The sequence below is a fragment of the Streptomyces araujoniae genome, assembly GCF_050871195.1.
GTDB lineage: Bacteria > Actinomycetota > Actinomycetes > Streptomycetales > Streptomycetaceae > Streptomyces > Streptomyces bacillaris.
In genome coordinates this window covers 3,953,179-3,965,647 of the sequence record NZ_CP194070.1, presented here as the reverse complement: position 1 = coordinate 3,965,647, position 12,469 = coordinate 3,953,179, and the positions used below count along the sequence as shown (strand labels likewise).

The 12,469-nt window shown below is 69.7% G+C and carries 15 protein-coding genes; 7 read left to right on the top strand and 8 right to left on the bottom strand.

Features of this window, described 5'->3' with window-relative positions:
* Nucleotides 1–75 precede the first annotated feature (75 nt).
* Both ACQ9ZG_RS16840 and thiC read right to left on the bottom strand, forming a co-directional pair.
* Complete coding sequence (locus ACQ9ZG_RS16840; protein ID WP_028415783.1) at nt 76–432, bottom strand: DUF805 domain-containing protein; 357 nt, start codon at nt 430–432, stop codon at nt 76–78.
* A 271-nt stretch (nt 433–703) separates the two neighbouring features.
* Nucleotides 704–2,509, bottom strand: a complete 1,806-nt coding sequence (gene thiC / locus ACQ9ZG_RS16835) for a phosphomethylpyrimidine synthase ThiC (RefSeq protein ID WP_109914874.1) — start codon at nt 2,507–2,509, stop codon at nt 704–706.
* 197 nt (nt 2,510–2,706) lie between these two features.
* Here thiC and ACQ9ZG_RS16830 point away from each other — a divergent pair, with 197 nt between their 5' ends.
* Nucleotides 2,707–4,053, top strand: coding sequence for a YibE/F family protein (locus ACQ9ZG_RS16830; protein ID WP_018489873.1), 1,347 nt, complete (start codon nt 2,707–2,709; stop codon nt 4,051–4,053).
* A 44-nt stretch (nt 4,054–4,097) separates the two neighbouring features.
* Here the strand turns inward: ACQ9ZG_RS16830 and ACQ9ZG_RS16825 are convergent, their stop codons facing one another.
* From ACQ9ZG_RS16825 to ACQ9ZG_RS16810, 4 genes are all read right to left on the bottom strand, one after another.
* A complete protein-coding gene (locus ACQ9ZG_RS16825; protein ID WP_015609883.1) occupies nt 4,098–4,535 on the bottom strand; it encodes an SsgA family sporulation/cell division regulator in 438 nt (145 codons plus the stop codon).
* A gap of 101 nt (nt 4,536–4,636) precedes the next feature.
* Complete coding sequence (locus tag ACQ9ZG_RS16820) at nt 4,637–5,407, bottom strand: IclR family transcriptional regulator (RefSeq protein WP_309076608.1); 771 nt, start codon at nt 5,405–5,407, stop codon at nt 4,637–4,639.
* 262 nt (nt 5,408–5,669) lie between these two features.
* Complete coding sequence (locus tag ACQ9ZG_RS16815; RefSeq protein ID WP_028415786.1) at nt 5,670–5,882, bottom strand: DUF5326 family protein; 213 nt, start codon at nt 5,880–5,882, stop codon at nt 5,670–5,672.
* 139 nt (nt 5,883–6,021) lie between these two features.
* Nucleotides 6,022–6,339, bottom strand: coding sequence for a cupin domain-containing protein (locus ACQ9ZG_RS16810; RefSeq protein ID WP_015577932.1), 318 nt, complete (start codon nt 6,337–6,339; stop codon nt 6,022–6,024).
* Between the two features lie 87 nt (nt 6,340–6,426).
* Here ACQ9ZG_RS16810 and ACQ9ZG_RS16805 point away from each other — a divergent pair, with 87 nt between their 5' ends.
* The 4 genes from ACQ9ZG_RS16805 (at nt 6,427) to ACQ9ZG_RS16790 (ending at nt 9,639) form a co-directional block, all read left to right on the top strand.
* Nucleotides 6,427–6,804, top strand: coding sequence for a phage holin family protein (locus tag ACQ9ZG_RS16805; RefSeq protein ID WP_018489869.1), 378 nt, complete (start codon nt 6,427–6,429; stop codon nt 6,802–6,804).
* A 35-nt stretch (nt 6,805–6,839) separates the two neighbouring features.
* Nucleotides 6,840–7,964, top strand: a complete 1,125-nt coding sequence (locus tag ACQ9ZG_RS16800; protein ID WP_109914873.1) for a cystathionine gamma-lyase — start codon at nt 6,840–6,842, stop codon at nt 7,962–7,964.
* Between the two features lie 133 nt (nt 7,965–8,097).
* Nucleotides 8,098–8,577: an NUDIX domain-containing protein gene (locus ACQ9ZG_RS16795; protein WP_028415788.1), complete on the top strand. Its 480-nt coding sequence runs from the start codon at nt 8,098–8,100 to the stop codon at nt 8,575–8,577.
* A gap of 195 nt (nt 8,578–8,772) precedes the next feature.
* Nucleotides 8,773–9,639, top strand: a complete 867-nt coding sequence (locus ACQ9ZG_RS16790; RefSeq protein ID WP_109914872.1) for a GNAT family N-acetyltransferase — start codon at nt 8,773–8,775, stop codon at nt 9,637–9,639.
* An 8-nt stretch (nt 9,640–9,647) separates the two neighbouring features.
* Here the strand turns inward: ACQ9ZG_RS16790 and ACQ9ZG_RS16785 are convergent, their stop codons facing one another.
* Both ACQ9ZG_RS16785 and ACQ9ZG_RS16780 read right to left on the bottom strand, forming a co-directional pair.
* A complete protein-coding gene (locus tag ACQ9ZG_RS16785) occupies nt 9,648–10,076 on the bottom strand; it encodes a GlcG/HbpS family heme-binding protein (protein ID WP_099218637.1) in 429 nt (142 codons plus the stop codon).
* Nucleotides 10,077–10,147: 71 nt separating this feature from the next.
* Nucleotides 10,148–11,359: an MFS transporter gene (locus tag ACQ9ZG_RS16780; protein WP_109914871.1), complete on the bottom strand. Its 1,212-nt coding sequence runs from the start codon at nt 11,357–11,359 to the stop codon at nt 10,148–10,150.
* Between the two features lie 138 nt (nt 11,360–11,497).
* Here ACQ9ZG_RS16780 and ACQ9ZG_RS16775 point away from each other — a divergent pair, with 138 nt between their 5' ends.
* Together ACQ9ZG_RS16775 and ACQ9ZG_RS16770 are read left to right on the top strand one after the other, a co-directional pair.
* On the top strand, nt 11,498–11,956 hold the full coding sequence (locus ACQ9ZG_RS16775; RefSeq protein ID WP_028415792.1) for a MarR family winged helix-turn-helix transcriptional regulator: 459 nt from the start codon (nt 11,498–11,500) through the stop codon (nt 11,954–11,956).
* A gap of 28 nt (nt 11,957–11,984) precedes the next feature.
* On the top strand, nt 11,985–12,437 hold the full coding sequence (locus tag ACQ9ZG_RS16770) for a GNAT family N-acetyltransferase (RefSeq protein ID WP_026237853.1): 453 nt from the start codon (nt 11,985–11,987) through the stop codon (nt 12,435–12,437).
* The last annotated feature ends 32 nt before the right edge of the window (nt 12,438–12,469 follow it).

Genomic DNA, 12,469 nt, shown 5'->3' with positions numbered 1-12,469 from the left:
CGCCAACGCCACAGGCCGGGGCGGCAAGTGCCGCGCCCGGCCTGTGCGGTGCTCCGGTCCGGCCGGAGCGGTGGATCAGCCCACCTGCGGGGCCAGCTTCGGGTTGGTGCCGTACTGGTTCGGCTCCTGCTTGCCCTCGGAGGCGAAGAAGACGATCAGGACGATGAAACCGACGAGCGGCACCAGACCGATCAGCAGCCACCAGCCCGAGCGGCTGGTGTCGTGCAGACGGCGCACACCGACCGCGAGCGACGGGATCAGGATCGCCAGGGAGTAGATGTAGTACAGGATGTCCGTGCCGATCAGGCTGCCGATGATCGACAGAACGATGCTGATCACAAAGCTGACCAGCGCGAACATCCAGAACTCCTTGCGGCGCGCGCGCCCGCTGAAGCCTGCGTAGTTCTTGAGTACTGCCAGGTACCAGTCCACTGTGTTCCCTCCCCAGGCCCCCGTGCGAGGGCCGCCAAATTTCGGCCAAGCAAGCCGGAAAGTAAGCCACAGATAAGGAACGGGTCAAGCTCAGTTGACGCAGCTGCGAAACGTACATCCACCTGCCACACGACTGTGTCCATACTGTCGCCTGACAACGGATAAAAACCCAACAGATGGCAACCAAGCGGGCAATTGACCCATACCGCCCCCGACGCCTCTCAGGGCGTAGGGGGCGGAAGGCCGGTCCGCGGAAGCCCCGAGGTGAGGCCTAGTCCGCGATCGGCAGGTAGACCCGGTTGCCGGCGGCCGCGAACTCCTTCGACTTCTCGGCCATGCCCTCCTCGATCTCCTCCTGCGAACCGCCGTGCTGACGGCGGATGTCCTGGGAGATCTTCATCGAGCAGAACTTCGGCCCGCACATCGAGCAGAAGTGCGCCGTCTTCGCCGGCTCGGCGGGCAGCGTCTCGTCATGGAACTCCCGGGCCGTGTCCGGGTCGAGGGCCAGGTTGAACTGGTCCTCCCACCGGAACTCGAACCGCGCGTCCGAGAGCGCGTCGTCCCACTCCTGCGCGCCCGGATGCCCCTTGGCGAGGTCGGCGGCGTGGGCGGCGATCTTGTAAGTGATGACCCCGGTCTTCACGTCGTCCCGGTTGGGCAGCCCCAGGTGCTCCTTGGGCGTGACGTAACAGAGCATCGCCGTCCCCCACCAGGCGATCATCGCGGCGCCGATGCCCGAGGTGATGTGGTCGTAGGCGGGCGCGACATCCGTGGTCAGGGGGCCGAGCGTGTAGAACGGCGCCTCCTCGCAGATCTCCTGCTGAAGGTCGATGTTCTCCTTGATCTTGTGCATCGGGACGTGCCCGGGCCCCTCGATCATCGTCTGCACACCGAACCGCTTGGCGATCGTGTTCAGCTCGCCCAGCGTGCGCAGCTCGGCGAACTGCGCCTCGTCGTTGGCGTCCGCGATCGAGCCGGGGCGCAGGCCGTCACCGAGCGAGTAGGTGACGTCGTACGTCGCGAGGATCTCGCACAGCTCCTCGAAGTGCTCGTAGAGGAACGACTCCTTGTGGTGCGCCAGGCACCAGGCCGCCATGATCGAACCGCCGCGCGAGACGATGCCGGTCTTGCGACGGGCCGTCAGCGGGACGTACGGCAGGCGCACCCCGGCGTGCACCGTCATGTAGTCCACGCCCTGCTCGGCCTGCTCGATGACGGTGTCCTTGTAGATCTCCCAGGTCAGCTCCTCGGCCCGGCCGTCCACCTTCTCCAACGCCTGGTAGAGCGGCACCGTTCCGATGGGCACGGGGGAGTTGCGCAGCACCCACTCACGGGTGGTGTGGATGTTGCGGCCGGTGGACAAGTCCATGACGGTGTCGGCGCCCCATTGCGTCGCCCAGGTCATCTTGTCCACCTCCTCCTCGATGGAGGAGGTGACGGCCGAGTTGCCGATGTTGGCGTTGACCTTCACCAGGAACCGCTTGCCGATGATCATCGGCTCGATCTCCGGGTGGTTGACGTTGGCCGGCAGCACCGCCCGGCCCGCCGCGATCTCCTCGCGTACGACGTCGGCCTCGACGTTCTCCCGGATCGCGACGTACTCCATCTCCGGGGTGATCTCCCCGCGCCGGGCGTACGCGAGCTGCGTGACGGGGCGTCCGTCACGGCTGCGGCGCGGCTGGCGCGGGCGGCCGGGGAAGACCGCGTCGAGGTTGCGCAGTCCGCCGCGCGGCGAGGTGTGCTTGACCCCGTCGTCCTCGGGGCGGACCGGGCGGCCCGCGTACTGCTCGGTGTCGCCGCGGGCGATGATCCAGTTCTCCCGCAGGGGCGCGAGGCCGCGGCGGACGTCGGTGTCGATGGCGGGATCGGTGTACGGCCCCGACGTGTCGTACAGCGTCACGTCCGTGCCGTTGGTGAGGTGCACCTGTCGGACCGGCACCCGGAGGTCCGGGCGCGAGCCCTGGACGTACCCCTTGTGCCAGCCGATGGACTTCCCGGCCCCGTCGTCCGGAATCGCGCCGTCCGGCGTTCCGTCGTTCTGTTTCGAGGCAGGCGTGCGTGCGTCCGCTGTGGTCATGAGACCTACTCCCTACGCCGGCATTACCCGGTAACAGGTTCGGCGGTCGGCGCAGCCATGTCCCGTACGGATGTACGGCGATCAGCGCCCTCTCAGCCCGGTGCTCCGAGCTCCCGCGTGTGCAAAGGTGCCTCCACGCTAGCGTCCTTTCCGGCGAGCTGACCAGAGGGCCCTCCCGTTCTTGCGATGATCGCCCCGTGACCTCCCCCCAAAGCGACCCCGCACCCCAGCCGCCGCACCAGAGCCACACCCACGGCCACACGCACAGCCACGGTCCCGCCGCCCCCGTCTCCAAGCACCTGCGCAAGGTCATCGCCGCCGTCCTGATCCCGTTCGCCACGGCGGTCGTCGTCGGCCTGATCGCGTTCTGGCCCGGCGGCGTCCCCGACCACGAGCGCACCGGCGTCGGGTTCGACCGGCAGACCCAGGACGGCAAGGTCGTCCAGGTCGTCAAGGTCGACTGCGCCGACGTCAACGCCTCGCAGGTCCCGCCGACCGGTGACACCTCCACGCCCTCGGGCCGGGAGGCGGTCAACGGGCAGGAGGGGGAGTGCGCGAAGGCGACCGTCGAGGTGACCACCGGCGCCGACAAGGGCCGGCAGTTCGTCGAGGTGGTCCAGCCGGACGCGCCGCGCCAACTGCGCGAGGGCCAGGGGGTGGTGGTGGCGTACGCCCCCGACGCGCCCCGCGACCTCCAGTACAGCGTCACCGACGTCAACCGGAGGATCCCCATGACGCTGCTGGCCGCGATCTTCGCGCTGGCGGTGGTGGCGGTGGGCCGGATGCGCGGGGTGATGGCGCTGGTGGCGCTGGCCGTCTCGTTCGCCGTACTGACCCTGTTCATCCTGCCGGCCATCCTGCAGGGCTCGAATCCGCTGGTGGTGGCGGTGATCGGGGCCAGCGCCATCATGCTGGCGGCGCTCTACATGTGCCACGGGGTGACGGCCCGCACCTCCGTCGCGGTCGTCGGCACGCTCATCTCACTGCTGCTGATCGGGCTGCTCGGCTCCCTGTTCATCGGCTGGGCGAACCTGAGCGGCAACACCGACGACAACACCGGCCTCATCCACGGGCTCTACCCCGACATCGACATGAGCGGTCTGCTGCTGGCCGGTGTCATCATCGGATCGCTCGGCGTGCTCGACGATGTGACGGTCACCCAGACCTCCGCCGTCTGGGAACTGCACCAGGCGGACCCGCGGATGGGTTGGCGCGGGCTGTACCGGGCAGGTATCCGCATCGGACGGGACCACATCGCCTCGGTCGTGAACACCCTGGTGCTGGCGTACGCGGGCGCGGCGCTGCCGCTGCTGCTGCTCTTCTCCATCGCCCAGAGCAGCGTGGGGACGGTGGCCAACAGCGAGCTGGTGGCCGAGGAGATCGTGCGGACGCTGGTCGGATCGATCGGCCTGGTGGCCTCGGTGCCGGTGACGACGGTGCTCGCCGCGCTGGTGGTCTCCGCGGACCGCCCGGGCGCCCCCACCTCCTCGTCCACGGCCGCCACCCCCGCCAGGACCGGCAGGGGTCGCCGCCGTAAGGCGTGAGGAGAAGAGGTGCGGCGGGGTTCTTGTACGTGCGTGGCCGGCGCTCAGCCCGCGTTCTGCTCCTCCGCGAGGATGCGGCCGAGCGCCTCCTCCAGGTTCCCGTCGAAGTCACCCAGCGTGTGCTCCTGACCGAGTGGCACCAGCTTGTCGGTTCTGTCGAGAAACGCCACCAGCGGTGCCGTGCCGGCCCGGAACAGCGCCCGGTCCGCGCCCACCTGAAGGCGGATGTGCACATCGCCGAGACCCTCGGGCTCCGTGGGCCCGATGTGCACATCACCGTCGCCACTGGGGCTGTTGAGGCCGTCCAGCAGCAGCTCACGACCGAACGCCCAGGTCACCGGGGCATCGCCGGGCAGATGGAACGTCATCCGGATGGCATAGGGATCAGCCACCTCGTAACGGAGCTCCACCGGAATACGGAACGAGAGCTCCTCGGAGACGAGGAAGCTCATCATGACCTCTGCTTGAACCGACTCGCGCATCGCTCAACCCCGCAGTAGATGAAACTGGCCAGGAATGATCCCCCATGGCCCTATTGACGCCATCGTGGTGCACGCGATAGCAGATCACAAGGAGTGATTTTTCAGATACTGATAGAGAACACGAACGAACGCAAGAGGCTCGCCACTTCGCCACGTAGCTGTTCGACTGCGGGCAGCAACCGCTCCTCCCTGTCCAGGGGTACGGAAATGGCCATGGCCGCAATGGTTGCACCGGCTGTGACGGGAATGGCGGCACAGACGGTCCCCAGTGCGTACTCCTGGCGTTCGATAACCGGTTCACCCCGGCGCAACGTCCGCAGCCGCTCCAGAAGGGCCGCGCGATCTCGCACTGAGTAACGGGTAAGGGGCCGAACGGGGTGCCGGTCGAGGTGGTCCTCGCGGTCCTTCTCGTCGAGCTGGCCGAGAAGACACTGACCGATCGCGTGCGCGTGCCCGGTCTCGCGGAAGGAGGCCCACTCGTCGACCGCCGGAGCGTCGGGGGCGTCCGCGACCGCGATGAGTTCGATCTCGCCCTCGCGGTAGACGGCGCAGTACACCGGAACCCCGATGGCGTCCCGCCAGTGGGCGAGGGAGTCGGTGACGCTGGTGGGGCGGCTTCTCACGCCCCGGGCCGCGGTGAGGTTCTCGGCGGCGGCACCGAAGAGGAAGACGCCGTTCTCCCGGCGTAGATAGCCCTCGTACGTGAGGGTGCGCAGAAGGTGGTACGCGGTCGGCAGCGGTAGGCCCGCCTCACGTGCGAGTTGCTTGGCGGGCGCCCCGTCCCGATGGGTGCCCACAGCCTCCAGCAGCCTCAACGCCCGCTGGACCGAGCCGATCAGCGTCGGGACAGCGGTGCTCGATGCCGTGGTCAACGGTCACCCCCAGGCATGGTGACGGGCCGTCAGCCCTCCCGTGGAGGCCGCCCCCACGGGCCTGCCGCACCAGCTGTCGTACCAACCACTGGTCACTCGGTCGGTTCGGTGACAGAAGGTCACATTCCAGGTGGCGGCAGCGGTATGTCACTGTATCGGCCGACCCCGATCGGAGGGGGTTTTCCTCCGGGACTTAGCTCAGCTGGGCTAATCCGCAGGCCTGTGCGCACCCCCGATCCCGCACGGGCCCGCGGCGAAGCCGCTACCAGTCGCCGCGTGAGGACGACGAGGACATGAACTTGCGTACGACGAAGATCAGACCGCCGACGAGCACGACGAAGACCAGCACCTTGAAGAGCAGACCGATCACGAAGCCGATGACGCTGGCGATCAGACCGCCGAACACGAAGATGGCGATGACGGGCACCGCGATCCACTTCACCCACCAGGGCATTCCCGCGAATATCTCCCGCATGGCCATCGCCACCTACCTCGTCTCTCTTGGTTGCTGCCTCGATGCTAAGCGCGCGGGAGACCCCGGCGGAGGCCTCGCAGCCCTTGAAGACCCCTGATCGAACCCTTAGGGAACCCGGGGGCCGAGGCAGCGGGAACCCTCAGCCCTCCGGAGGCGAGAAGACGACCATCACCCGCAGGTCCTCGGTGATGTGGTGGAACTTGTGGGCGACCCCGGCCGGCACATAGACGACGCTCCCCCGGCCGACCTGGGTCGTCTCCGTCCCGACCGTGATCGAGGCACGGCCGCTGACGACGAAGTACACCTCGTCCTGCTGGTGGGGCTGCTGCGGGTCGAGCGCGCCCGCGTCCAGGGCGTACAGCCCGACGGACATGTTCCGCTCCCGCACGAACTGCAGGTAGGCGCCGTCGTTGGCGGCCCGTTCCGCCTCCAGCTCATCCAGTCTGAATGCCTTCATGGCCCGTCCGCCCCTTGTGACCCGTGCTCCGGGTTCCGCCTGCGCTGTCGGTGTCCACCACCGATCATGTCTGCCACGATCAGACACATGAAGAATTTCGTAGTCAAGACGATCGCCAACGCGGGTGCGCTGGCCGTGGCCATCTGGCTGCTGGGGAACATCACGCTGGAGGGCGGCTCCACCGGCCGCAAGGTCCTCACCCTGATCCTGGTCGCCCTGCTCTTCGGCCTGGTGAACTTCCTGGTCAAGCCGGTGGTCCAGCTGTTGACCTTCCCCTTGTTCATTCTGACGCTCGGACTGATCACCCTCGTGGTCAACGCGCTGATGCTGCTGCTGACCTCCTGGCTGGCGGGGGTCTTCGACCTCAGCTTCCACGTCGAGGGCTTCTGGACCGCGGTCCTGGGCGCCCTGATCATCTCGGTCGTCTCCTGGGCCCTCAACATGGTCCTGCCGGACGAGGACTGAGCCCGGATACCACCCGAATCGACTTACGGAGCAGCATGAGCACCCTGGGCGACGGAACGCGCGCGGTACGCGCCGGACTTCCCGCACCGGAACAGTACGAACCGTCCCTGCCCGGACCGGTCTTCGCCGCGCACTTCCACCTCTCCGGTGAGCCGGTGGGGCCCTACACCTACGGCCGGGACACCAACCCGACCTGGACCCGTCTGGAGCGGGCCATCGGTGAGCTGGAGGCGCCCGGCGAGAAGGTGAGCACCACCGTCTTCGCCTCCGGTATGGCGGCGATCAGCGCGGTCCTCCTCTCGCAGGTCCGCGCCGGGGACGCCGTGGTGCTCCCCGACGACGGCTACCAGGCGCTGCCGCTCGTACGGGAGCAGCTGACGGCTTTCGGCGTCGAGGTCCGGACCGCGCCGACCGGCGGCGACGCCCAGGCGGCGCTGCTGGAGGGGGCGAGGCTGCTGTGGATCGAGAGCCCTTCCAACCCGGGCCTGGACGTCTGCGACATCCGCCGGCTGGTGGCGGCGGCGCACGAGGCGGGGGCGCTGGTCGCCGTCGACAACACCCTGGCCACCCCGATCGGCCAGCGCCCGCTGGAGCTGGGCGCCGACTTCTCGGTCGCCAGCGACACCAAGGGCATGACGGGGCACGGAGACATCCTGCTGGGCCATGTCACCTGCCGTGACGACCGGCTGGCCGCCGACGTACGACGCTGGCGCAAGGTGGTCGGCGCGATCCCGGGCCCGATGGAGGCCTGGCTCGCCCACCGTTCGCTCGCCACGCTCCAGCTGCGCGTCGAGCGCCAGTGCGCCACGGCGCTGGCCCTCGCCGAGGCGCTGGCCAAGCGGTCCGAGGTGACCGGGCTGCGGTATCCGGGGCTGCCCACCGACCCGTCGCACGCGACGGCCGTGCGGCAGATGCGGCGTTTCGGTTCGGTGGTCTCGTTCGAGCTGGCCGACCGGGAGACGGCCGAGCGCTTCCTCGACGCGCTGCGGCTGGTCGACGACGCGACGAGTTTCGGCGGTGTACGGTCCACCGCCGAGCGCCGGGGCCGCTGGGGCGGCGATGCCGTGCCGGAGGGGTTCGTACGCTTCTCGGTCGGCGCGGAGGACCCGGAAGACCTCCTGGCGGACGTCGAGCGGGCGCTGGACGAGGCGGTCCGCTAGCTCGGTGCCGGTCGGTGCGGCAGAGGATCCGGGGGGCCGGCGGTGCGGTGTCCGGCCGGTCCGGCGGGCTGGACGGCACGCTCCTTGGGCCCGGGGGAGTTTCAGACGGGCCCGTGTGGGCCACTCTCTGACCATGACCGAACGTCCTGTGGTCAAGCGCACCGCACGCGCCGTCCTGCTCGACGGCGACGACCTCGTCCTCATCAAGCGCACGAAGCCAGGGGTCGATCCCTACTGGCTCACGCCCGGCGGTGGGGTGGAGCCGGAGGACGCCACCGTCGTCGATGCCCTGCACCGCGAGGTCGACGAGGAGCTGGGCGCCAAGATCGTCGATGTCGTGCCCTGCTTCGTGGACACCGTCGAGCACATCACCGACGGCGGTGTGACGGGGGTGAAGGTCCAGCACTTCTTCGTCTGCCGGCTCGCGTCGATGGACGTGACGCGGCGCCATGGCCCGGAGGTCGACGAGCCCTGTGGGGAGTACGAGATCGTCCGGGTGCCGTTCAGCCGGGTCGGGATCGCCGCCGTCCACCTCGTACCGCTCTCCCTGCGCCACTATCTGGACGGCAACATCGAGGGCGTACGGGCGATGCACGCACCCGACCTGGGCTGACGGCCCCGGCCTCCCGATGGGGTGCCCTGCGTGGTGGGGTTTCCACGCGATCGGGCTGCCGCACGGCGACGGCTCCATGTTTCACGTGAAACCGGGAGCGGGGTTTCACGTGAAACCGAGCGGCGGGCGCTCCGGTTCCGGCCAGTTCCGGGAAACCGCTGGACGGACGATCATCACGTCGGCCAGCCTGGCCCCATGCACAGCCCATCACCCCTGTCCCTCGTCGACCTGCCCGTACGGCGTCTCACCCGGAGAGACCTGGTCTCCTGCGCTGACCTCTCCGAGAGCCGGAGCTGGCCACGTGACGAGCACCGGTGGGGGCTGCTCCTCTCCGCGGGTACGGGGTACGGGATCGAGGATCCCGAGGGCAAGGGCTTGATCGCGGCCTGCGTGATGACGTCGTACGGGCCCCGCCTGGCGGCCGTCGGCATGCTGCTCGTGGCCGAGCGCCACGCCCGGCAGGGGATCGCCCGGCGACTCATGCGCCATGTGATGGCGGAGGCCGGGTCCACCCCGCTCGCGCTGTACTCCACATCCGAAGGGCAGCGGCTCTACGAGCAACTGGGCTTCACCCAGGTGGGCCGGACCCAGCGGGTCCTCGGCCGGTTCCGCCCGGAGGACCGGCCTGCGGCCGTCGCCACGCGTGCGGCCGCCGCCGACGACCTGCAGGCGATGGTCCGGCTCGACCTGCCGGTCTTCGGCATCGACCGTACGCACATCATCGCCCGGCTCCCCGCCTTCGCCGACCGGATCCAGGTCGCGGAGGAGAACGGCGAGCTGATCGGGTACGCGGCCCTCTGGCCGAGCGGCGACGCCCATGCCGTCGGCCCGCTCGTGGCGCGGGACACCGGCACCGCGAAGGCCCTGGTCACCGCGGTGGCCGCGACCACGGACCGGCCGTTGCGGGCCGATGTGGACGCGCGCCACGAGGAGTTGCTCGGCTGGCTGCTGGAGCGCGGCCTCGAACGGGGCTCCGGGACCGCGATGATGACGTACGGCATCGCGGACCTCCCGGGGGACGCCGGTCGCAGGTTCGCCCCGCTCACGGTCGCGACCGGCTGATACACGGCTCAGACGAGGGAGTCCGCTGCGGCGGTCGCGAACCCGTGGTCCTGCTCCGGCGCTCCGCCGCCGACCCCGATGGCGCCGATCAGCCGGCCGTCCCGGTGCAGGGGGACGCCTCCGGCGATGAAGAGCAGCGGGCGGTCCAGCGCGGTCGGAAGGGTGTGGAAGAGGCCGCCGGGCTGCACCGCGTCGACCAGGTCCGCCGTGGGGGCGTCGAGCTGGAGTGCGGTGAACGCCTTGCGGGTGCTGGTCTCCCCGGCGATGAGGACCGCCCGGTCGTCACGGCGGAAGGCCAGCAGGTGCCCGCCCGCGTCCAGGATGCTCACGGCGACGGCGACACCGGCCGCCTCGGCGGCGCCGCGGGCCGCGTCGACGAGCGTCTCGGCGTCCTGGGTGGTCAGCGGGGCAACGGCGGTGGTGATGGTCGTGCTCATGGAACTGCTCCTGTGGTGTCGCTTGATGGGGTGGGGGGATGGGGTCGGGGCGCTGCGGGCCGGAACGGCGCTCAGTGGCGGGCTGTGACGGCGACCGGCTCGGGGCTGCTCCCGGCGACGATCCGGCCCGCTCCGGCGGATGTACGGCGTTCCAGCAGGCCGGAGACCACGGCCAGGACCAGGGCGGAGGCGGCGAGGGCGGCGCCGACCCAGTTGGGGGCGGTGTAGCCGAGGCCGGCGGCGATCACGAGGCCGCCGAGCCAGGCGGCCAGGGCGTTGCCGAGGTTGAAGGCCCCGATGTTGACCGCGGAGGCCAGGGTGGGGGCCCCGGCCGCCTGATCGAGGACCCGCTTCTGCAGCGGGGGGACGGTCGCGAAGCCCAGGGCGCCGATGAGGGCGATGGTGACGGCCGCTGCGGCCTTGTTGTGGGCGGTCACGGTGAACAGTCCGAGGACGAGGGCGAGCGCGCCGAGCGAGACGTACAGCATCGGCATCAGACGGCGGTCGGCGAACCTGCCGCCGATCAGGTTGCCGCCGACCATGCCGAGGCCGAACAGGACCAGCAGCCAGGTGACGGAGGAGGGCGCGTATCCGGCGGTGCCGGTCATCATCGGGGTGATGTAGGTGATCGCGGCGAAGACTCCGCCGAAGCCCAGGACGGTCATGGCCATCGCGAGCAGGACCTGCACATTGCGGAACGCGGCCAGTTCGTGGCGGATGCGTACGCCTTCGGGCCGGGGCTGCTCGGGAACGAGCCGGGCGACTCCGAGGAGCCCGATCACCCCGAGGAGGGCGACGACGAGGAACGTGGTCCGCCAGCCGGCGGACTGGCCGATGTACGTGCCGAGCGGGACGCCGACGACATTGGCGACGGTGAGCCCGGTGAACATCATCGCGATCGCCCCGGCCTTCTTCTGCGGGGCCACCAGATCGGCCGCGACCACCGAGCCGATGCCGAAGAAGGCGCCGTGGGCGAGGGAGGCGACCACCCGGCCGGCGAGCGTGACGCCGAAGACGGGCGCCAGGGCGGAGACCAGGTTGCCCACGATGAACAGCCCCATCAGGAGCATCAGCATCCGCTTACGGGTCACCCGGGTGCCCAGGAGCGTCATCAGCGGGGCGCCGAGGACGACCCCGAGCGCATAGCCGGTCACCAGGAAGCCTGCGGTCGGGATCGAGACCTGGAAGTCCGCGGCAACCTCGGGGAGCAACCCCATGATCACGAATTCCGTCGTTCCGATCCCGAACGCCCCGATGGCCAGGGCGAGGAGCGCGAGCGGCATGGGTTTCACCTTCCCTAAAGGTTGCTTCGGCGCTTTACGAGCGTCCACAATAATTGCATGCGCGGGTTAATTGCAAACGCGGGCTATTGCGGACGTCCCCTATCCTGGAGCCACGCAGCCCCGCCCGGAGGAGGCACCATGACCGCGACCGACCCGGCCCTGACGGCCCTCTCCCAGAGGTGGTGCGCCCTCTCGCTGCTCCACGGGAAGATCGAGGCCCGCGTCGAGCGCGCCCTGCAGTCGGGGCACGGGCTCAGCGTCCGTGAGTTCTCCCTGCTCGATGTGTTGAGCCGGCAGCACAACGGCCCCGGTGGACATCTCCAGATGAAGCAGGTGGCCGACGCCGTGGTGCTCAGCCAGAGCGCGACCACCCGGCTGGTGACACGGCTGGAGGACCGGGGACTGCTGACGCGGTATCTGTGCGACACCGACCGCCGGGGCATCTACACCGATGTCACCGAGGCCGGCCTCACCCTGCTCGCCGAGGCCCGGCCCACCAACGACGGCGCCCTGCGGGCGGCGCTCGACGAGGCGTCGGAGAACCCCGAACTCGCCCCCCTGGTCCGAGCGGTCGAGGAGCTGAAGGTCACCGCGTGACCATGGCGTGGCGCGTACGCTGCCGATCATGAGCGATCTTGAGATACGCCCCGTTGCCGAGACCGACCTCGACGCCGTGGTCGGCATGCTGGCCGACGACCCGCTCGGCGCCCAGCGCGAGTCACCGGACGACCTCACCCCGTACCGCGCGGCGCTCCGGCGACTGGCCGACGACCCCCATCAGCACGTCGTCGTCGCCGTCCGCGAGGGCCGGGTGGTCGGCACCCTCCAGCTGACCGTGATCCCCGGTCTCTCCCGCCGCGGGGCCACCCGCTCGATCATCGAAGCCGTCCGCATCCACGCCGATGAGCGGGGCAGTGGGCTCGGTACCCAGCTGATCCAGTGGGCCGTCGACGAATCCCGCCGCCAGGACTGCCAGTTGGTGCAGCTGACCTCGGACGCCACGCGCCAGGACGCGCACCGGTTCTACGAGCGGCTCGGATTCACGGCCAGCCACGTGGGCTTCAAGCTCGCGCTCTGAGCGACAACGGCTGGTGGGGTGGGTGTTTCACG